Below are 19,689 nucleotides of genomic sequence, written 5' to 3'. Positions count from 1 at the left end.
TAATAGACAGTTAATCCGTTAACCAATTTGATAATTTAAAACAATATGAAATTTTTTATTGATACCGCTAATCTTGACCAGATAAAAGAAGCACAGGATCTTGGAATCTTGGATGGTGTAACCACCAACCCCAGCCTTATGGCCAAAGAAGGCATTACGGGTGATGCGAATGTAATTGCACATTATAAGGCCATCTGCGCAATTGTTGATGACAATGTAAGTGCTGAAGTCATTTCGACCACTTATGAAGAAATCATTAAAGAAGGTGAAGCCCTGGCTAAACTGGATCCAAAGATCGTTGTGAAGGTACCAATGATCAAAGACGGTGTAAAAGCGATCAAATACTTAACTTCAAAAGGAATAAGGACCAATTGTACATTGATTTTCTCGCCTGGCCAGGCCCTTTTGGCAGCCAAAGCCGGAGCATCCTACGTTTCTCCTTTCCTGGGGCGTTTGGATGACATCTCTACAGATGGCTTACAGCTGATCGAAGACATCAGGCTGATATTTGACAATTATGGTTATGCAACTGAAATTCTTGCAGCCTCTATCCGCGGTCCTTTACATATCGTAAACTGCGCTAAGTTAGGTGCAGATGTAATTACTGCCCCTTTAGCTGCCATCACAGCATTGTTAAAGCACCCCTTAACTGATAGCGGACTGGCAACTTTTCTTGCCGATCATGCAAAAGCTTCAGGTAAATAAGCGGCAAACAAATATAAAAAAAGCGTGTGCTGATCATCAGCACACGCTTTTTTATTTTATACCAGCGCTAAGCACCTGGAATTCCGTACCGGACAACACCTGTTTCACCAGGTCATAATCAATCTGCTCGTCAGGTGCAATCAATATCCCTCTTACCCCTGCCCCATTGGCTGCCTCTACGTCCCTGGGCTTATCGCCAATCATTACCGACAATTCAGGATCAATATTGTATGTGGCAATTGCCTCCAGCAACATGCCCGATTTAGGTTTTCTACAGCTGCAGTCACCCGAAACTGTAGGGTGGTGCGGGCAATAATATGCATGGGTAATTACAGCTCCCTGTGCTTCAAATTTAAGTTTCAGGTCGGCGTGCATCTCCGCCAATGTATCTTCAGTATACCTGCTTTGCGCAATTCCGCCCTGATTGGTAATGATCACTAAAAGATAGCCTTCATCATATAGTTTTTTTAATGGAGGGATCTGATAGTCCAATATCTTAAAATCTTCCAGCCTGGTAATGTAATCGTGTATTTCGTGATTGAGCACGCCATCACGGTCCAGAAAAATTGCTTTGTTCTTCATCATCTGCCGGTTTAGCTCTGTTTCCTTACATATTTGGTAAGGATCACGATGGTCTGACCTTCTATTTTACCTTCAATCTGGTCGGTATTGTTCTCTACCAAACGGATATTTTTTACCACCGTACCCAGCTTTGCGCTTAACGAAGACCCTTTTACATCCAGGGTTTTGATCAGCACTACTGAATTACCAGCCTCAAGCACTTGTCCGTTGCAGTCCTTATGCACATCGTCTGCCACATCACTATCTTCAGCTAAACCGGATTTGGCCCAGGCCAGGGTCTCCTCATCCATGTACATCATTTCCAGGCAATCAACAGCCCAGCTTTCATTTAAGCGGTTCAGCAAACGCCAGGTCACCACCTGTACGCCCGGAACGGCACTCCAGATGCTGGTACGCAAACAGTTCAGGTGTTTCACATCAAGTTCCGCTGTTTTTTCGATCTGCCCCCGGCATTTATCGCATATCAATATGGTGTTTTCTGCGTTACTGCTGGTCTGCGGAAGTACCTTATATAATTTCAGGGGATCTGCAGACTGGCACAACTCGCATTTGTTTTCGCTTCTTTCAAGTAACTGTGCTTCCAATTTTATTTTCTTTAAATTTTAAAGCCTAAAGGTAGCAATTTCTGCCGTAGCCTCAGGCGTTATATCCGCCATCAATTGTAAGGGCTGTTCCGGTAATGTATTTACCTTCTTCACTGGCCAGAAAGGCCACTAAGCCGGCAACATCATCGCCCGTTCCATAATCCTTTAAAGCCATCCTGCTTCTTAACAAATCAGCCAGTTCGGTATTGGCAGGGTTCATGTCGGTATCAATTGGCCCGGGCTGAACCAGGTTTACAGTAATCCCCCTCGGTCCCAGGTCGCGTGCCAACCCCTTGGTAAGTCCGCTAAGCGCTGATTTACTCATCACATACAAGGTAGATTGAGCTCCCCCCGCAAAATCAGCCATATTGCTTCCTATGGTGATGATCCTTCCAGCCTCTGGCATATGATGAACTGCAGCCAGTGCAGCTGCATATACTGCACGCACATTAACTGCCATAATCAGCTCGTAATCTTCCAGTGCGTGCGCTTCAAAAGCTTTTCCAATATAAATACCAGCATTGTTTACCAGGATATCTATATGCCCGAATTCGGCAATGGTTTTGTTGACAGCACTGGTAACTTCCTCCGGAAAGGCGCTGTCGGCTTTCAGGGCCAAAGCCTTACCTCCTGCTGCATTGATCTGCGCAGCAATCTTTTCCGATTGTTCTGCAGATTTGGAATAAGTGAGTACCACAGCAGCACCTTCTGCTGCAAGCCTTTTTGTAATGTTAGCACCCATCCCCCTGCCACCGCCGGTTACCAGGGCCACTTTGTTTTCTAAACGTTTCATATACATCATAATTTGATGATCAAAAGTAGATACTCTGCTGTATATTTGTAAGTACAGATGAAATTGTTAGGTACTAACAAAATAGTAAGAAATGAGAAAAGACACCTCTACGAACGCTTTAAATGAAAAGCAGATCAACGACAGTTGCGGCATGGCCTATTCCCTATCGGTAATTGGGGGCAGGTGGAAACCAGCCATTTTATGCAGGCTATTGTATGGAAAGATGCGCTACAGCGATTTAAAAAACTCGATCCTCAACATCTCGGAGCGCATGCTGGTATCGCAGCTGCGCGAACTGGAAGCTGACCAGGTCATCAGAAGAATTGTCCACCCTGTAGTTCCACCACACGTAGATTATGAAATAACTGAACTGGGTTTAACCATGAAGCCCATGTTAAAGGCGATGTCTGACTGGGGAAACATGCACAGAAGCAAAGTGCAGGGTACTGAGGAAAATATAAAGGATGATTTTTTACTGCAGACGCAATAATTACCTGCACCAAACGTATTTATTACTGAGAACATTAGATTAGATGGGCGGGACAGATCAATAATGATCGGTCCCGCTATTTTTTTAATGCCCTCCGGCTACGCTTTCCACCTTAACATTACCCAGTTTTCTGGAGCAGTAAAACCCAAAGAAGGCAATGTACAGATAACCCAGGGCCGGCACAAAGAAAGAATGGTGTATACCCATACCATCTGCAAATGCCCCCTGTACCAGCGGCAGCAATGCCCCGCCTAAAATAGCCATTACCAATAAGGATGACCCTTGGCTGGTGTATTTGCCCAATCCATGGATAGACAGTGTAAATATGTTCGACCACATGATTGAATTGAACAAACCTACACTCAGGATGGTCCACATGGCAAAGGAACCTGCATTAAAGATGGTCAGCAAAACCAGCATCACGTTAACCAGCGCAAATACCATAAGTGTACGTGCCGGTGCCGCTTTACCAATAAAAAAGCCAAGCAGGTTAACGCCCATAAACACCAGAAACATAGTGATCTGGGCGAAACTGAGGTCTACAATAGAAAAAATCAGCAGAAACACTGCAGCAGCGGCGGCTATCATAAAACCAATTTTTTTAACACCGGATATACTTTGGTTCAATGAAATTGCCCCCAGAAAACGCCCGATCATGGAGCCGCCCCAATACAGGGCCAGGTAATTTTTACTCACCGACTCGGGGATGCCCATAATTTCCGGAAGTGCCAGAAAGTTGATGATGAAACTGCCTATACACACTTCTGCACCTACGTAAAAGAATATCCCTAAAATACCGAGCTTCAACTGTGGGAACTGCAATGCACCCAGTCCTTTTTCGGTGTGCTCCTCAGATTTAAACTCCGGCAACCTGATAAGGTACAGGCATATGGCCAGCAATACAAATATTCCGGTAAAAATAATGTAAGGCATTTCTGTAGCCCTGGCAGTAATCTTACCGTTCTCTGCAAAAAACTCAAATATCAGAAAGCCCCCTACTACCGGGGCTATGGTGGTACCTAAAGAGTTAAAAGCCTGCGCAAGGTTTAACCGGCTGGAAGCCCCTTCAGGCTTCCCTAATAAGGACACATAGGGGTTTGCCGCAATCTGCAATAAGGTAAAACCCAGTCCGAGGATAAACAAAGCACTTAAGAAGAGTCCGTAGGCCGAAAACACAGCTGCAGGATAAAACAGGAAACAGCCGATGGCAGCAATAAATAAGCCCAGCAACATCCCGTTCTTGTACCCTATTTTGTTGATCGGATCTCCCCATAGGTAAGAGGTCACGAAATAAACCACTGAGCCTATAAAATAGGCACCAAAGAAACAAAACTGCACCAGCATCGATTGCAGGTAGGTTAGGTTAAATAATTCTTTAAGGTGTGGAATAAGCACATCATTCATGCAGGTAATGAACCCCCACATAAAAAAAAGTGTGGTCAAAGTTGCAAAGGGAATGGTGTAACTGTTGTTTTCAGTCTTGTTAATCATAATCTGGTTAGTTTTGCATTGACACAAATATGATAAATATTTCCACAAAACAAAGTGTAAGAAATACACCCTAAAATATGGCCGGCAAAATATTAATTCCTATTTTTAAAAAACATTGTTAACAATTATGAACTTAAAAATCAGCTTACCGCTCCTGGTAGCTTTTGCATTCCTGCTTGCAAACCAAGCTTCAGCCCAAAAGGGCTGGACCAAGCTTTTTAACGGAAAGGACCTGAAAGACTGGAACATTAAAATCGCCAAACACGATTATAGGGACAACTATGCCAATACTTTCCGTGTGGAAGACGGCCTGATGAAAGTACGTTATGATGGCTATCAAAATTTTGATCAGCAATACGGTCATATTTATTACAAAAGCCCTTACTCCTATTACCTTCTGGAAGTAACCTATCGTTTTGTTGGCGAGCAGGCCAAAGGTGGCGAAGGCTGGGCCCTGAGAAACAGCGGGGCAATGCTGCATTGCCAGGCGCCGGAGACGATCCTGAAGAACCAGGATTTTCCAATCTCAGTTGAAGCGCAGCTGCTGGGCGGCGATGGTACTCATGAACGCCACACCAGTAATGTGTGCACCCCGGGAACGCAAATCGTTTACGGCGAAAAGCCATTTACAGCGCACTGCCTGAACTCAAAATCAAAGACCTATGCGGGCGAGCAGTGGGTTACTGCCCAATTCCTGGTTCTGGGAGATTCTGTAATTAAACACATCATTGATAAGCAAGTAGTGCTGGAATACACCAAACCTCAAATAGGTGGTGGCAGTGTAAGTAACTACGATCCTAAAATAAAAGAGGATGGCAAAATGCTAAGCAGCGGTTATATTTCTCTGCAAAGCGAAAGCCATCCTATTGATTTTAAGACAGTAAGACTATTTGACCTGGCTCCTTATGCAAAAGATAAAACGAAGCTGAACAAGGTCATAGAAAAACTGCTTCCTTTAAACCAGCAGTAAAAATTAAACCCTTAGCCAGCCTCTGAACCCTCTGGCTGCATAATAGGATTCCGCTCCGTTGTGGTAAATGAAAATCCGGCCATAACGGTAATCCCCAAAAATGGCTCCGCCATGGTTTCTGACATCTGCCGGTGTTTTTACCCAGCTTGAGGTTTTGGTATCGAATTTTCCAAACTGCTGCAATTCCCGGTATTGTTCTTCATCTAAAATTTCAATTCCCATTGCTGCCGCGGCCTCCATGGCATTGTTTTCGGGCTTATGCTCTTTTCTGGACTCCCATGCGGCCCTGTCGTAACAAAGGCTCCTGCGGCCTTTAGGGCTCTCTGCCGAGCAATCGTAAAATATATACTCCCCTGTATTTTGATCGTAACCCACCACATCCGGTTCGCCGCCTGTGATTTCCATATCGTCGAGCGACCATAGTTTTTCTGGGTTGGCATCCAGTTTAGCCTGTACTTTTGTCCACTCCATATCTTTATGACGGTTCATATTTTTCTCAAAACGTTCTTTTAAGGTTCTGATCAATTCTTCGCGCTGCTCGGGCAGCAGTTCTTTTTTATTGCGGTTCATATGGTTATGTTTTAAAGGTTGTTAGCCGGACTTACTTTCCTGTCAGCCGGTCTGAAATACCAAGATACAAAGGTCAGCACCAATAATAATACCGGACCGAAAAAATCTTTGGCTGCATCGCCAAGGGCAAAATGAGAAAATACAGCACCCGACATGGCAAAGAAAAAGCCTGCATAGGCCCATTCTTTGACCAGGCCAAATTTAGGAACGAGTATCGCAATTACACCTAAGATTTTCCAAACGCCGAGTAGGGTAAGCAGATATAACGGATAGCCCAGTTTTGTCATCATATCCGCTTCCTGTTTTAATTTCAGCAATTGCACTATTCCGGTCGAAAGCATGCCCAAAGCCAACCAGAGGGTAGCAATCCAATAGATGATTTTGTTTTTTTTTGTCATGATGTGTTATTTTAATTTACTTAAGATCTCTTCCAGCTTATTGTGGGCCATATTAATTCCCTGGGTAAATGGCATCTGCAGCAGCTGGTCCCTGAGCTCAACCGATTTATAGATCACATGCATCTTTAGCTTACTGGTATCTTCGGTCAGTTTTTCAAATTCCAGAAATTCAAGCCAGACTGCAAAAGGGGTATTTTCCATTTCAAACGTACGTATGATGCGCTGATTTGGACTGAACTCATGGATCACCCCATTGAACCCATGTTTGTTGCCCCTTGGATCAGTGGTTTCAAACTGGTAGCCGCCATGTTTTTTATTTTCCAGCTTCAGTACTTTTGTGCCCATCCATTGTTCTACAATTTCAGGCTCTTCATGGGCTTTAAACAGCAATTCCAGCGGCAGGTTAAACTCCCTTGTAATTACCAGTTCCTGTTTGCCCTCACCGGCATCAATTTTAGTTTTCATTTCCATATCATTTACCTTTATAGCTTTTCATAATCGCTTCCAGTTTGTTAAACCGCTCATCCCACATCTGGCGGAATGGTTCAATAAAATCGGCTACTTCTTTCATTTTTTTTGCGTTGATGTAATAATAATTTTCTCTGCCATTTTGTTGCTGCTCCAGCAACTCGCACTCCGTAAGAATCTGCAGGTGCTTCGAAACTGTTGGCCTTGCCGTATCAAAATTGGCCGCAATTGCCCCGGCGGTCATTGCCTGAGAAGCAACCAGCATGAGTATTGCCCTTCTTGTCGGATCGGCTATGGCCTGAAATACATCGCGTCTTAAATTCATTATGTAGTCATTTGACTACAAATATATATGTAGCTATTTAACTACGCAAATTTTAGTCGATATTTTTTCACGTCGCAATGTATTTAGACGCTTAGTGTAATATCCGAAAAGTTCACCCTGTTTGTTTGCATCGGAATACCGAACTTTATAAGTCAATTCTGTAACAACACTTGTGATATGGAGCATAACGGAAACAAGCGTGCTGAGCAAATAACCAGACAATACTTTACTTTTTTAGACCAACATGTGGAAGATGTGGCCAACGGCAATGCCATCGACTTTTTGGAGTTGAATCAAATTGCAGATGCGCTGCACATATCTCACTCCCATCTTTCCGACACTATACAAAAATCAACGGGGCATCATCCATGTCATTTTTATGACCTTAAAATTGTGGAAAAAGCGAAACTACTCTTAATAGAAACTGATTTATCCATTGCTTTCATTGCTAAAAAACTAACATACGACCCATCCAATTTTTCTAAATTCTTTAAAAAATTCACCGGACAAACCGCAGGCGAATTTAGAAAACAACAAAAACCAAATAATTTCAAAAGTTCCGAAAAGTTCACCACGAAATAAATAAATCACTTCCAGACCTTTATATTATTTAATAAACAACTAAATATACAGACAATGTCAAGAAATGATTTAAAAGGAAAAGTAGTCCTGATTGCAGGTGGTGCAAAAAATTTAGGCGGGTTATTGAGCCATACTTTTGCCTCAAAAGGCGCTAAAGTAGCTGTTCATTACAATAGCAATAGTACAAAGGCAGATGCAGAACAAACTTTGGCAGCTATTACCAATGGAGGTGGTGAAGCATTTTTGTTTCAAGCCGACTTAACTAAAGTAGCAAACATTGCAAAGCTTTTTGAAGCAGCAAAAGAAAAGTTTGGCGGTATCGACATTGCAATCAACACGGTAGGAATGGTATTGAAAAAACCTTTCCTGGAGACTACAGAAGCTGAATACGACACCATGTTCGACATCAATTCAAAGGTAGCCTATTTCTTTATTCAAGAGGCGGGAAAACATTTGAACGAGAATGGGAAAATCAATACTATCGTAACCTCTTTACTGGCAGCTTACACAGGCCTGTATTCTACTTATGCTGGTGCAAAAGCACCCGTGGAACATTTTACAAGAATGGCATCAAAAGAATTTGGCAACCGTGGCATTTCGGTTACAGCAGTTGCTCCAGGCCCTATGGATACTCCATTTTTTTATGGACAAGAAGCGCCTGAAGCAGTAGCCTATCACAAATCTGCATCTGCTTTGGGCGGATTGACCGACATTAAAGACATTGCACCATTGGTAGAATTTTTAGTAACCGATGGATGGTGGATTACCGGACAAACCATTTTTGCAAACGGCGGTTACACAACCAGGTAAAATATTTCTATACCATCACAACGGTATTTTTGCGGTAAAAAGCAGGGCTGCACCCCGCATAACGCCTGAAATATTTACCAAATAAAGAGGGATCACTGAAATTAAGGGCTTCGGCAATCTGGGCAACCGTAAGCGCGGTTTGTTTTAACCGTACCTTTGCTTCAAGGATCAGGGCCTCATGGATCCAGTCTCCGGCAGTCTTGCCGGTTTGGTCTTTCAGGGTTTGGCTAAGGTGTTTCGCACTCACATTTAAAATATCTGCATAACCATTCACAGAACGCAACTGAAGCTGCTTTTCAATAAGCAGCTTTTTAAAATCGGATACGATCTTTGCAGCTGCGGTCAATTCCGTCTTATCATCCGGACAGTATTCATCATACAAATCTGCAACCTGGTTCAATAAGATATGGATATAACTTCTTACAATCGCATCCTTGCGTAATGTGTGGCCGCCGGTGGCTTTTTTAATGTCCTGTAATAAGTTTCTGATTAAAATACGGACCTCCCCTCCCAGACGGATAACCTTAGGCACCTCCGTCTGGAAAAACCTGAATTGTTTAAATGCCAGAAGTGCTGTTTCCGTTTCCAGAAAAAATGCTGCTGTAAAAAATAAGGTTTCTTCTTTATAATCAGCTGAAACCAGTTTCCAGGTCCGGATTGTTTCCGGCGGCATAACAATAAGCGAACCAGGTAAAAGCCGGTAATCTTCCAGGTCGGCAACCAGTTTTGCGCTCCCCTCCAGGCATAGCGCAATCCCAAAATACGATGCGCGATGCGGAACACCATTTAATTCAACGGCAGAAGAAAATGAATTTACACTATAGTCTGCACCGGGTACCGGATCAGGATTAGCTAGTTTTACAGCTTCTGACAAGCTAAATGCGGGAATAGCAGATTTTGATTGTATAGACATCGTTCAATCAGCCCTAAAGGCTTTCAGCGCAAAATTAGTCAATATTTACAAAAATCCGTGATTTCGACCAGAACTGCCGATATATCGCTCTTTTAACACAGCAGTTTATGGCCGAATTTTGCCCATAAATAACAAATAATTTTTATGGCCAAACGAGAAATTAAATGTCCGGATTGTGCTGGCTGGACAGAATGGCAGGAGCAATTATACGACCGCTGCAAGCTTTGCAATGCACTACTGGAACAGCATAAAATCGACAAAATTGCAGAACTGAAAGCCCAAAAGGACATCGAAGATGAAATGGAACAGGCCCGGTTAGCCAAACAAAATCCCTTCCTCAAAAAGCTGGGCAACTATGCTTCTACCCTATTTATCGGCTTTATTCTACTGATCACTGCTTTGATCGTTTTGGCTGCCGGCTAATGAAATGGCTATGGGTATTTCTGACCATTTATCTGATTATTTATCTGGTAAAAATGACTGGTTTTATATTCCCGCCGCTGGTGCAATACTACGTTAGCGACCTCCTTGCTGTCCCGGTAGTTGCCGGCCTGTCCATACAATTTATGAGGTGGCTACTGCAAGACAGCAGCCTGGTACTGCGGGCATGGCAGGTCATTTTTATCACTACCCTTTTTAGCTTCTTATTTGAAATCCTGCTTCCTCTTTTGATGGAGAGATATACAGGAGATGTTGTAGATGTATTGATGTACTGTACGGGTAGTTCGTTCTTCTGGAAAGCAATGAACAAATGAGCTCAGCCAGAAGAAACAAATTAATCAACTTTAATATGCATGGTGATCCATTCCTGAAGCTTATATGCATTATAGGAACGTGGGTAGGTGATGATCATCTCTTTGGTTTTCCGGTCTTCAATAACTGAAAAATGCGAAATATCTAACCTGCCTTTCAACTTGTCTTCTTCCTGCCGGGTATCCAACACCAATAAAGTACTTTCTTTTAATCTAAGATTTTTTGTATTCATTTCGATACAGACAAGTGGCCACCTGGGCAGATTTCCTTCGTTATTTTCCGTAGTCATATTTCCTATCCAAAAGCACCGGCCACTGGAGTGTTTAAATAATGTAGACATAGAAGAGGGAGAATAAATTTCTCTTCCATTTTCAAACCTCAATGGTTCCGGCTTGCTCCAATGCTTACCTTCATCTTTTGAAACCGACAACCATTTATAGCCCGGCAATGTATAATTTTTACTCCCTTTTTGCTCATTACTACCCCGCATTACCACAACCAAATGCCCGTTGTTGAGTGCTATAAGCGTTGGTTCTATCATGCCCCTGGTCGACCGTTCGGGATCGCCGGTTATACGCGCAGACATTTCCCATGCAATGCTATTGTCTTTTACCCAGCTGCCAATCAGTACAACTGCATCGGTATAGGTATGGCCATTACCGGGATTAGACAGTTCTGAATCAGCTCCTAAGATCGTAGTTTGCGCAGGCACAAGAATTTTTCCGTTTTTGGTAACAAGGGGCCTTGATCCCCTATCCCCTATATAGATTGCGTTCTTTCCGATAAAAACGCCGGAAAAAGGATTTTTTGCCGTAAAATTACCCTGTTGAATAATTGGTTGATCAAACTTCCAGGTTTTCCCTTCATCGTCCGACACCCGATACCTCAGGTAATAGGATTTTTGCGCTATAGGAGGTTCCCGGATACCTGGGTTTAAATTTTCGAGGTCCAGGGCATTTAAAATAGCGATCATTTTTTGCCGAGGGGTATCAAGTACGGATACCATCAGATCTCTTCGAAAACCAAATGGAAGTCCAAGTGAAAAATCAGGTGTCATTGGAGAATTTTCCCAGCTTTTCCCATTATCCCTTGAAATAAAATCTCCAGACCGCAAGTTTAGTGTGTGATTACCGGTGTACACGCTCCCGTGCAAATGAGGCATATCTTTGCTAACCTTTCTGCTTAATATTTTCAGTGCCGCGTTATGCTTATGCTGCGCCTGCAGATTTAAAGTCAAAAAAATAAGGAACAGGGTACCGAACCTTAAGCACATTTTTTTTCGGATGACCATATAGTTAAAATAGAGACTGTCCATTATTACATCGGTAACGTAACCGAAGTTAACAAGTATTTTTATATTCCGGGATTAAAACATTCAATATCTCACAAACATTTTATGCAGACTTCATAAAAATACTGGTTTACCGGTATTTCAATTCTACCTGCCCGCTTTTATCTTTAGAAAATGTTATCTTAATCCGAAGAACGTCAGTCATGAATATAAAAATACCACAGGTATTATCCATTGCAGTTTTACTTTTGTTATTGGTCCAGGGCTCCTATGCTCAGCAAACTCCGGAATGGGTTCTTCCTTCAACCCCCTTCAATGAGGCTGAAACAGCTAAACTGATGGAAAAAGGAAACGCCACCATCCAGGGAACCGCTAAATTAAAAAAGAAAGGCAAGGATAATTTCGGCGTAAAAGGAAGCCAGATTCTGCTGTTCCCTGTAACCCCATATTTTACTGAATTTCTGGAACTAAAGAAAAAATATAACAGCCGTAAGAAACAGGCAACCATGGGCCGCACAGCCTTCACCTACCGCGTTGAAGGAAGATTTATAGACGATAAAGGAACGTTTCAGTTTACCGGTCTTAAGCCGGGAAAATATTACATCATCAGCTGGATCAGCTTCGCAAGACAAAAAACAACAGCTGTTCAGACGGGTACCAGTACTTCTTATAATGTGTATGGGTATGTTTTAGGTTCATCACCGATATATGAAGACTATCACTATGATGTTTTTATTGAGAATGAAGTGAGTGGTTTTGTAGATGTGACAGCAACAGACGGAGTTGTAAATGTAGTAGTGAGCAACTAAAAATTAAAGAATTAAACCTATGAAAAACATCCATCTATACCTGAGCTCAGTCCTTTTGGGAATCCTCCTCTCCCTCAACTCCAATGCCCAAACTGTCAAAATACCTGATCCGAATTTTAAAAAGAAACTGGTTTTTCTTGGAATAGACCTCAATGGAGATGGCGAGATCCAGGTGTCGGAAGCGCAGAAAGTAACGAAGTTAAATGTAGATCAGGCCAATATAAGCTCACTTATCGGTATTAAAAGCTTCACGAACTTAAAGGAACTCAGTTTTTGGAACAACCAGGTTAGTATGTTAGAGCTGGAAGGCATGAAAAACCTTGAAGAGATCTTTGGTTACAACAACCAGATTCAGACAGTTAACCTGAAGGGAATGGTAAACCTCAGAACTTTATATGTTCATCAAAATAAAATCAGCACTTTGGACCTGACGGGATTGCTCAAACTTGAGGACATAAAGATGCATGACAATTTACTTTATAAGGTAAGTATTCCCAACCTTCCAAAACTCGTACGGATTGAATTTCAGAAAAATAACTTAAACGAGTTTAAAGTATCCGGATGTCCTGCTGTTACACTGATCAGACTGAGCGAAAATCAATTGTCGACGCTGGACTTCAGTCAATTTAAAGAACTTGAGGAGTTATCTTTAAGAGATAATCCGCTTATCTCCCTTAATATCATCGGATTAAGAAAGCTAAAATCAATCGACTGCTCGTACACCCGCTTAAGTAATGTCAATATGAGCGGAACCGTAAGTCTGGATAAAATGGAATGGTGATAAAATCCATTCAAAAAAATACTAAAAATAAGGTCAATTCAATGGAAAAGCATGTTTCCCCAAATGTTATACAAAAGTGGCTTACCGCTTGGTCATTGTCAAGAGAATTGCCATTACCGACTAATTTTAAATCTGGTTATAAGGTTGATGTTGGCTATGAGCAGCAAAAAGCTCGTTATGTATTTTCTGAACTTAATGACGATTTTATCCAACTTTCGGAAACCATTAACGAAACCTGGGTTTTCCTAAAAGTTTGTGCTTCTCCTGAAGAGGTTAAAAATAAAATATCTGCAAAATGGGTAATTCAACCACAGGGATACCTAATGTCTTGTGTTTCTCCTATGAATATACAGGTTAATCTACCCAACGGCTATGAAATGGAATTTGACAATTATAATTCAACAACCCTTGTTAAAATCAGGACTAAAAACGGGGAGTTAGCTTCCGCAGGTCGTATGGTTATTGTAGATGATCTAGCTGTTTATGATAGGATAACAACAGAAGAAAATCATAAGCGAAACGGTCTTGCTACTTTTTTGATACAAGAGCTGGAACGAATTGCGATATCAAAAAATGTTTACAAAAATTTTTTGGTTGCAACAGAACAGGGAAAATTGCTGTATCAATCTTTGGGCTGGAAAGTTTGTGGCCTTTATACATCAGTCGTTATTCCTTTATAATTTTATTTCAAGAAAATTGTCAGTGTTTAGTTCTGACCTACTATCACCATTGAATACGACCACTGTACCTTTATTTTATAAAATGATATTGTTTTCTGGCTGCAGTGCCGGTTGATGCGTTCATCTGTATTATTGCTTGAAGTAAATTTAGTTAAAAAGATCCCCACCAGTTTCCATGGTTACTCGTTTTTGTTGTGTCTTTTCATCTTAAGTCTATTTGGACAGCGGATGCTGCAGGTATACAATCACCAATGACAACAGCAGGAACGGCAGCTCTATCCATACACCTTTCATATCCTTATCCAATAAATGGAAGCAGATGATCAAAAGGTTTCCGATTTTGACTCACCTAATCGCTCACCATTTTTTTCGGTACGTTTTAGCTGCAATTGATAAGTTCATTTGTTCCATTCGAAACTTTATAGCTTCTATTGGATTTGGATAAGAAACAGGATAATGTACCTGTTCATATTCTTTGATTAATAGGCTTAAGATTTCTAATTCATCAGAAATTGCAGAGCCCTCTACGATATCAGTTTGCATCAACTCATATACATGAGCCAGAGCATCATCGTATTCTTTCTCAGTTTTAATTGGTTTTAACATAACTAATTGTTTTAGCGTTTATTTTATCATATTGATTATGCGATCCAAACCAGATAATAAAAACAATTTTTAATCGATATTCTATATCTACGATTAAGCGGTAACTATTGCCATGGATATTAGACATAATAAGATAGCCCACCATTTTTGCTAATTTTTACAATTACCGTTTAACACAAAAGCCCCAACTTGCGTTGAGGCTTTTCGTGATCCCGCTGGGATTCGAACCCAGGACCACTACATTAAAAGTGTAATGCTCTACCAGCTGAGCTACGGAATCATTTTCCTAAATGCGTATTTTAGGAGCCGCAAATATAGTTTTCACAATACGATACCGCAAATTATAAAATCAACTATCGTATACCCCATTGATTCCTAGACTGTAAAATTTCAGAAATAGGTATGGTTAACACATCACCTCACCAAGATATACGCTATCGCCCTGTTGTTTTCCATCTGCCGAAGAAAAGCTCATGTAGCAATGCACTATCTCTCCGGCATAATCCTGGGGCATTTCAATGGTATAACGCTGTGCATACCGGTTAACCGCACGCGCAAACGAAATCCGTGTTTTTCTTACCGGATTGTAAACCAAAAAGCTTGCCATATCGGTAAACTGGCAATATGCAGACTGGTTTTGAGGCTGCCAGCTAAAGCTAAGCTGCCCTGCAGAAACGCTTACCTCTGCAGCTTCGGGCGTAACTATGCGCCCCCTGCTGTATGCCATTTTCGGATAATTGATCTGGTATTCCCCCGTTGCTTCGTCAAGCACAAAAGCATGGTCAAAATTATAGGAAAAAGCGGCATTTACCGCACTCTGGCCTTTGGCATACGAGGCAAACCCCGAATTAACTGAGGTCTTGATTATTTTTAGGAAATTGTTCAGCAAACCAAATTTATACTGAGCGTCTGATTGTTTTAGCGTAGGCTTCTTTTTGCTGGTATGGTGCAATGAGGTAATGACATTGATACCGCGGTGCTTACGGCCTATAAGAGGCCCTGTTTTCTTTCTGAAAGGCCCCAAAGGCCCGGATTGTAAAATTCCCATAACAAAATTTTAGAAGATTAATTTTCGGTGGTTTCAGCATTGAAACTACCGGTATAGGTGCTGTTCGATACCTGTTTCCTGTCGGCCGCAATAAATGACATATAAGTTTCCATGTATTCTCCCTGCAGGCTTGGCGGTATTTCCAGCAGGTCGCTGCCGGCTAACCTGTCCTTGCCAAACAATGTAAAATGAACTTTTTCCTGTTTCGGGAAGTAAGCCAGCATCATGACCTGGTCTGTAGCCTCGGGCCAGGCCATTTGCGGGTCGGTAGCCCAGCTGTACTGTAACCCATGCGCTACCTGTTCTACATGCCAGTATTGGGCTGGCTTTAAAGTACCCACGCTCAATAAAAGTTGGTCATATGCAATCTCCAGATAGGGATAAATGCCCTTGATGATGTTCTTTTTATTGGCCTTAACGGCTTCATTAAAAGCATTATTTTGGGTTTTAATGGCCTGTTGCGAAAAACCTGCCTGGATAAAATCCAGTAAATGCTTCAACAAAGCGCTACTCATTTTAGTAATCATTCTGGACGCAAGCTGCTTTTCGGTTGGTGGTTTCAGGGTACGGCCAATTTCACGTACAACCCTTTTTCCATTCAGGGTATAATAAACCATGTTCCCTAATTTACCTCTATGATGGCCCCCCGGGCCGCTTTCTGTTATTGCCATAATTGTTTATATTTGGTTATCACCTCAGCCCAAATTCCCGGGCCAATCTATAAAGATAGCATTTAACTTCCTGATCCATAGTATACCAGCGGCATATAATGTCATAATATTCACATATAAAACACAAGTAAATCACATAGTTGGAATACCCTTGGAATACCCTTGACTTACCCTTGGAATACCCCTAGGGTATATCAACCCTATTCCAACGGTAACTCAAGGGTAACTTAATGGTAAGTTAATCTAGTATTTTATATGTCTTTTATATGTGAATTATATGTAGTTATTACGAGAGAAGGTACAACCTGCCTTTAATACGGTTACTACTTTGAAAGAGATTTGGAGATTGTAGCGTAAACGAGCGATGTTTAATTATTTAAATGTACCAAGAATTACCGGAAGAAACAAGGTACATCGAATTCGTCCTAAACTTCAGCTGTGGATGGGCTGCTGATTGCAGTGGTTCACCGAAAAGTGTATTCAGCAAAAAACTAACAACTGTGTTCAGCTATTTTGAAATTTAGTTCAGAATTTTAGACTAACTAACAATAAAATATAAAAGAACATTTAACCGCTCGGTGATGCCGGTATAGCTCACTTGATTAAAAAAAACCGCTTGATATGCGTTCTCTAATTAAATCTACTTTACCAATAGGAATTATATCACCTAAAAGGAGACCTATCCAGGTTGCCTGCCATTGCATAGCAAACAAGCTCTTAAACCCTCATATTATGACAAAATTTGAAAATGAATCCAATAGAGAAAGATTAGAAAAAATCATCAGGACGGATATAGCCCCCAAGTTGATATCGCTTGGAGGCGAACAGCCTGAAGGTTTTACAGAAAAGCTGGTTACTGAAGGTAAGCTTAAATCTTTTGCCAAAGACCAATACCTGGAAGAAAGCAAGGATTTTGAAGATGGAAAGCTACTTTATCTGGTTAGTGGCATAGCCCGGACTGTTTATTTTACCCCTGGAACCAATAAAATGGTGATTCCAAGAATATGGAAAAAAGGTGAAGTGATATTTGACGCAAAGAGTTTTAAAAACGAAACAACACGTATAGAAAGCGTTCAGGCATTGGAAGAGGGCGAAGCGATAATCTTCACATTTAAAAGTTTAAAATTGCTGATGGGAGATTATTCAAAAAAAATGGCAGTTTTTCTACTTTGCCTTCAGGAAGAACGCGAAAGTTATGCCTTGTATTACCAGGATTTGCTAAAGCTTAGTGTTGATGATAAAGTTGAGCGATACCTTAGGGATAACCCCGGAATAGAACACAGGATTAATAAAGACATTATTGCTTTATACCTGGACATATCAAGAAGCAAATTTAGTAGTGCCTATGCAAAGCATAAAGAAAAACAATTGTCGTTGTTGCAACTGTAAATTAGCGTCAGGTAAGCAAGCAGGTAACTGTGTATAAACGCAGCCTTATGAGCTATAAGTAAGGCTACGTTTATGGGGCCGCTCTATTTGTTTAGGAGAAGTACCATGATACTTTTTAAAGGCCTTACTAAAGTAATGAGGATCGGTGTAACCGCTTAACCTGGCGATCTCAAAAATGGGCTTGTTTGTTGTGGAAAGCTGGTTGAACGCAAATTTCATTCTAACACTAATAACCTGTTCGTGGATGGGTATCCCGAATGCCATTTTGGCAAGCCGCGCAAGGGTTCTTTCGGATACGCAGAATAAACTTGCCATCTCAGTTAAATCATTTACCACTGAGGTAGCGAAATTCATCGTTATAAAATTATTGAGTGCCGCAATTTTCTCTGACCGATAATCTGATACCTTACCACTGCTAAGGCCATCACAATATTGCCGGATGCACTCATTAATAAAAATATAGCCTTCTGCATCCGTATTTAAGTTATCAATGCGCCTGCCCATCCTTTTTAACCGGTTAAATAGTTTACCGGCTATATAACAAGGCGGCAGAGTTCTGGCTTGGTTACCATTTTTACAGTAATGGGCAGTAAGGTCTGCCAGTTCTGGCTGGTAGTTACTTTGATGAAACAACCAATCGGGCCTTAGGGTTAGCAGGAATTGCTGATGTTTGCCTGTATCCATTTTTTTATAGTAGTTGCCCGCTGGACGGTAACAAAGATAGCAGGAATTGGTCTGCAGGTTTGCGCAGAACAAAAAAGCCGGTTCAATAATAGAGAAACCTATCCTGCATTCTTTGCTGGCTTCATATTCAAACATTTCCAAATGGGCCAGAAAATGACTGGCCGATTGTGCCAATACATACCCATCTTCCATTTTATATTGTTGAACCTCGGCCATACGCAAAGGCATAGTACTGGAATTAGAGAGCGTACTGTTAGACCTGGCTTCGGATGATATGGTAGCCAAATGAAGTTTGATTTTTGAATACATCTATTACTTTTTTTAGGGATGATACACTAATACGAACTGCAAAATGTTTTCATGAGTAATGATGTACCTAAATGTGCTTTTTTTTGCGCAGGCTTTAACGAACAGAGGTATTTTTTAGAAAAATTTTGTCCCAAAAGGGACACGATTTTGTCCCTTTTGGGACATTGTCCCTCTTAATTCCCCATTAAATTTGATTCAACAAACAACAATAAAAAATGACGAGCTTAAAAAAATAGAAAAATAAAATTAACCTCTTATGAAAGTGAACACCCCTATACATTTAGTGAAGCCAAAAAATTACGACGTCTTTGACGAGGTTTATGCAGTTTTTGATTCGAAGGAAAAGGCAGCAAAATTTGTAGAGAAGTTTAAAAGCAGACCAGATCTGGAGATTGTAGATGGCGTTCTAAATCCGGATTTTAACCTGGAACTAAAAGCAGAGCCTTATTATATCTCCCTGGCACGGACTGGCAGCATGCCTAAAGACATTTTTATGTGCGACTACAACCGCAATCTGGAAAGCAGGCAGGAAGAATACAACATCTGTTTTTACGGGGGAACCGAAATACATCAGGGGCTTTTCATTACAAAGATATTTGCGCTTAGTGAAAAAGATGCGCTGAGAAAGGCACTGCTGATCAGGAACAGTGCGATTAAAAACGGAGAGTGGGATTTGGCCTGGGAAAGGCATAAAATACAGCAAACACGTTTGAACTTAAGAGGCAGGTAGCGTCATGAATTTAACCCTCTATCATATATTATAAATTGTTTTTAGATCGAGAACAGGCCCGGGGCCAATTTTGCGAGAGTTGGCCTGGGTCTTTTCTAAAAAGCCAGAATTAATGCACAAAACCTACGCTCAATAAATTTGTCCCTTTTGGGACATCAAATTGTCCCAAAAGGGACAAGAAGACAATAAAGAAGCAGGTAAATTTGAGAGGTAACAAAAAAGATTTAACAACTGGAAAATATTATACAAACATTAAC

Annotated in this window: 27 protein-coding genes and 1 tRNA gene; 12 read left to right on the top strand and 16 right to left on the bottom strand. The window is 41.3% G+C overall.

The window, feature by feature from the left end; genetic code table 11:
* The first annotated feature begins 45 nt into the window (after positions 1–45).
* Complete coding sequence (fsa, locus tag B9A91_RS19215) at positions 46–705, top strand: fructose-6-phosphate aldolase (protein WP_084240640.1); 660 nt, start codon at positions 46–48, stop codon at positions 703–705.
* A 51-nt stretch (positions 706–756) separates the two neighbouring features.
* Here the strand turns inward: fsa and B9A91_RS19210 are convergent, their stop codons facing one another.
* From B9A91_RS19210 to B9A91_RS19200, 3 genes are read right to left on the bottom strand one after another with little or no spacing between them, the layout of a single operon-like run.
* On the bottom strand, positions 757–1,290 hold the full coding sequence (locus B9A91_RS19210; protein WP_084240639.1) for a D-glycero-alpha-D-manno-heptose-1,7-bisphosphate 7-phosphatase: 534 nt from the start codon (positions 1,288–1,290) through the stop codon (positions 757–759).
* Positions 1,291–1,298: 8 nt separating this feature from the next.
* Entirely contained in the window at positions 1,299–1,871 is a 573-nt protein-coding gene (locus tag B9A91_RS19205; RefSeq protein ID WP_235012606.1) for a PhnA domain-containing protein, read from the bottom strand.
* 52 nt (positions 1,872–1,923) lie between these two features.
* Positions 1,924–2,664, bottom strand: coding sequence for an SDR family oxidoreductase (locus B9A91_RS19200; RefSeq protein ID WP_235012605.1), 741 nt, complete (start codon positions 2,662–2,664; stop codon positions 1,924–1,926).
* 91 nt (positions 2,665–2,755) lie between these two features.
* Between B9A91_RS19200 and B9A91_RS19195 the strand changes: the two genes are divergently transcribed.
* Positions 2,756–3,154 (top strand): winged helix-turn-helix transcriptional regulator, encoded by a 399-nt coding sequence (locus tag B9A91_RS19195; protein WP_084240636.1) that lies wholly within the window; start codon positions 2,756–2,758, stop codon positions 3,152–3,154.
* A gap of 84 nt (positions 3,155–3,238) precedes the next feature.
* Here the strand turns inward: B9A91_RS19195 and B9A91_RS19190 are convergent, their stop codons facing one another.
* Complete coding sequence (locus tag B9A91_RS19190) at positions 3,239–4,645, bottom strand: sugar MFS transporter (protein WP_084240635.1); 1,407 nt, start codon at positions 4,643–4,645, stop codon at positions 3,239–3,241.
* A 127-nt stretch (positions 4,646–4,772) separates the two neighbouring features.
* Between B9A91_RS19190 and B9A91_RS19185 the strand changes: the two genes are divergently transcribed.
* Positions 4,773–5,615 carry a 3-keto-disaccharide hydrolase gene (locus tag B9A91_RS19185; RefSeq protein WP_084240634.1) on the top strand — a complete coding sequence of 281 codons (843 nt, stop codon included), beginning with the start codon at positions 4,773–4,775 and terminating at the stop codon, positions 5,613–5,615.
* A 3-nt stretch (positions 5,616–5,618) separates the two neighbouring features.
* Here B9A91_RS19185 and B9A91_RS19180 read toward each other — a convergent pair whose 3' ends face one another.
* From B9A91_RS19180 to B9A91_RS19165, 4 genes are read right to left on the bottom strand one after another with little or no spacing between them, the layout of a single operon-like run.
* Entirely contained in the window at positions 5,619–6,185 is a 567-nt protein-coding gene (locus tag B9A91_RS19180) for a DUF4256 domain-containing protein (protein ID WP_084240633.1), read from the bottom strand.
* Between the two features lie 11 nt (positions 6,186–6,196).
* Positions 6,197–6,583, bottom strand: a complete 387-nt coding sequence (locus B9A91_RS19175; RefSeq protein ID WP_084240632.1) for a DoxX family protein — start codon at positions 6,581–6,583, stop codon at positions 6,197–6,199.
* Positions 6,584–6,589: 6 nt separating this feature from the next.
* Positions 6,590–7,048, bottom strand: a complete 459-nt coding sequence (locus B9A91_RS19170) for an SRPBCC domain-containing protein (RefSeq protein ID WP_235012604.1) — start codon at positions 7,046–7,048, stop codon at positions 6,590–6,592.
* Positions 7,049–7,055: 7 nt separating this feature from the next.
* Entirely contained in the window at positions 7,056–7,376 is a 321-nt protein-coding gene (locus tag B9A91_RS19165; RefSeq protein WP_084240630.1) for an ArsR/SmtB family transcription factor, read from the bottom strand.
* Between the two features lie 177 nt (positions 7,377–7,553).
* On the opposite strand from B9A91_RS19165, the gene B9A91_RS19160 reads away from it, so the two are divergent.
* Together B9A91_RS19160 and B9A91_RS19155 are read left to right on the top strand one after the other, a co-directional pair.
* The gene (locus tag B9A91_RS19160; RefSeq protein WP_084240629.1) at positions 7,554–7,958 is read left to right on the top strand and encodes a helix-turn-helix domain-containing protein; all 405 of its coding nucleotides are present in this window, start codon (positions 7,554–7,556) and stop codon (positions 7,956–7,958) included.
* Between the two features lie 54 nt (positions 7,959–8,012).
* Positions 8,013–8,768 carry an SDR family oxidoreductase gene (locus B9A91_RS19155; protein ID WP_084240628.1) on the top strand — a complete coding sequence of 252 codons (756 nt, stop codon included), beginning with the start codon at positions 8,013–8,015 and terminating at the stop codon, positions 8,766–8,768.
* Positions 8,769–8,775: 7 nt separating this feature from the next.
* On the opposite strand, the gene B9A91_RS19150 is transcribed toward B9A91_RS19155, so the two are convergent.
* Entirely contained in the window at positions 8,776–9,681 is a 906-nt protein-coding gene (locus B9A91_RS19150) for an AraC family transcriptional regulator (protein ID WP_084240627.1), read from the bottom strand.
* 144 nt (positions 9,682–9,825) lie between these two features.
* Between B9A91_RS19150 and B9A91_RS19145 the strand changes: the two genes are divergently transcribed.
* Together B9A91_RS19145 and B9A91_RS19140 are read left to right on the top strand one after the other, a co-directional pair.
* Positions 9,826–10,104: a hypothetical protein gene (locus B9A91_RS19145; protein ID WP_084240626.1), complete on the top strand. Its 279-nt coding sequence runs from the start codon at positions 9,826–9,828 to the stop codon at positions 10,102–10,104.
* On the top strand, positions 10,104–10,436 hold the full coding sequence (locus B9A91_RS19140; protein ID WP_084240625.1) for a hypothetical protein: 333 nt from the start codon (positions 10,104–10,106) through the stop codon (positions 10,434–10,436). Before B9A91_RS19145 ends, B9A91_RS19140 begins: the two co-directional genes overlap by 1 nt.
* A 20-nt stretch (positions 10,437–10,456) precedes the next feature.
* Here the strand turns inward: B9A91_RS19140 and B9A91_RS19135 are convergent, their stop codons facing one another.
* Positions 10,457–11,407: an exo-alpha-sialidase gene (locus tag B9A91_RS19135; RefSeq protein ID WP_159451744.1), complete on the bottom strand. Its 951-nt coding sequence runs from the start codon at positions 11,405–11,407 to the stop codon at positions 10,457–10,459.
* 521 nt (positions 11,408–11,928) lie between these two features.
* On the opposite strand from B9A91_RS19135, the gene B9A91_RS19130 reads away from it, so the two are divergent.
* The 3 genes from B9A91_RS19130 to B9A91_RS19120 are packed head-to-tail and all read left to right on the top strand — an operon-like array spanning position 11,929 to position 13,995.
* Positions 11,929–12,534, top strand: a complete 606-nt coding sequence (locus tag B9A91_RS19130; protein ID WP_084240623.1) for a hypothetical protein — start codon at positions 11,929–11,931, stop codon at positions 12,532–12,534.
* 19 nt (positions 12,535–12,553) lie between these two features.
* On the top strand, positions 12,554–13,315 hold the full coding sequence (locus tag B9A91_RS19125; protein ID WP_084240622.1) for a leucine-rich repeat domain-containing protein: 762 nt from the start codon (positions 12,554–12,556) through the stop codon (positions 13,313–13,315).
* A gap of 41 nt (positions 13,316–13,356) precedes the next feature.
* On the top strand, positions 13,357–13,995 hold the full coding sequence (locus B9A91_RS19120; protein WP_084240778.1) for a GNAT family N-acetyltransferase: 639 nt from the start codon (positions 13,357–13,359) through the stop codon (positions 13,993–13,995).
* Between the two features lie 357 nt (positions 13,996–14,352).
* Here the strand turns inward: B9A91_RS19120 and B9A91_RS19115 are convergent, their stop codons facing one another.
* The 5 genes from B9A91_RS19115 to B9A91_RS19095 all read right to left on the bottom strand — a co-directional run bounded on the left by B9A91_RS19115 (position 14,353) and on the right by B9A91_RS19095 (position 16,320).
* Positions 14,353–14,601 (bottom strand): helix-turn-helix domain-containing protein, encoded by a 249-nt coding sequence (locus tag B9A91_RS19115; protein ID WP_200815696.1) that lies wholly within the window; start codon positions 14,599–14,601, stop codon positions 14,353–14,355.
* A complete protein-coding gene (locus B9A91_RS19110; protein ID WP_084240621.1) occupies positions 14,585–14,746 on the bottom strand; it encodes a type II toxin-antitoxin system HigB family toxin in 162 nt (53 codons plus the stop codon). Before B9A91_RS19110 ends, B9A91_RS19115 begins: the two co-directional genes overlap by 17 nt.
* Positions 14,747–14,808: 62 nt before the next feature.
* A tRNA-Lys gene (locus B9A91_RS19105) sits at positions 14,809–14,881 on the bottom strand.
* Between the two features lie 126 nt (positions 14,882–15,007).
* The gene (locus tag B9A91_RS19100; RefSeq protein ID WP_084240620.1) at positions 15,008–15,649 is read right to left on the bottom strand and encodes a DUF6266 family protein; all 642 of its coding nucleotides are present in this window, start codon (positions 15,647–15,649) and stop codon (positions 15,008–15,010) included.
* A gap of 17 nt (positions 15,650–15,666) precedes the next feature.
* Positions 15,667–16,320, bottom strand: coding sequence for a DUF6266 family protein (locus B9A91_RS19095; RefSeq protein WP_084240619.1), 654 nt, complete (start codon positions 16,318–16,320; stop codon positions 15,667–15,669).
* A gap of 732 nt (positions 16,321–17,052) precedes the next feature.
* Here B9A91_RS19095 and B9A91_RS19090 point away from each other — a divergent pair.
* Complete coding sequence (locus tag B9A91_RS19090) at positions 17,053–17,709, top strand: Crp/Fnr family transcriptional regulator (protein ID WP_084240618.1); 657 nt, start codon at positions 17,053–17,055, stop codon at positions 17,707–17,709.
* A gap of 45 nt (positions 17,710–17,754) precedes the next feature.
* On the opposite strand, the gene B9A91_RS19085 is transcribed toward B9A91_RS19090, so the two are convergent.
* Positions 17,755–18,702: a helix-turn-helix transcriptional regulator gene (locus B9A91_RS19085; protein WP_084240617.1), complete on the bottom strand. Its 948-nt coding sequence runs from the start codon at positions 18,700–18,702 to the stop codon at positions 17,755–17,757.
* Between the two features lie 256 nt (positions 18,703–18,958).
* On the opposite strand from B9A91_RS19085, the gene B9A91_RS19080 reads away from it, so the two are divergent.
* On the top strand, positions 18,959–19,432 hold the full coding sequence (locus tag B9A91_RS19080) for a hypothetical protein (protein ID WP_084240616.1): 474 nt from the start codon (positions 18,959–18,961) through the stop codon (positions 19,430–19,432).
* Positions 19,433–19,689: the final 257 nt, after the last annotated feature.

This window comes from Pedobacter africanus, assembly GCF_900176535.1.
In the GTDB taxonomy this organism is placed as follows: Bacteria; Bacteroidota; Bacteroidia; order Sphingobacteriales; family Sphingobacteriaceae; genus Pedobacter; species Pedobacter africanus.
Note: the sequence above shows the minus strand (reverse complement) of the source record. Positions and strands in the feature narration are given on the sequence as shown.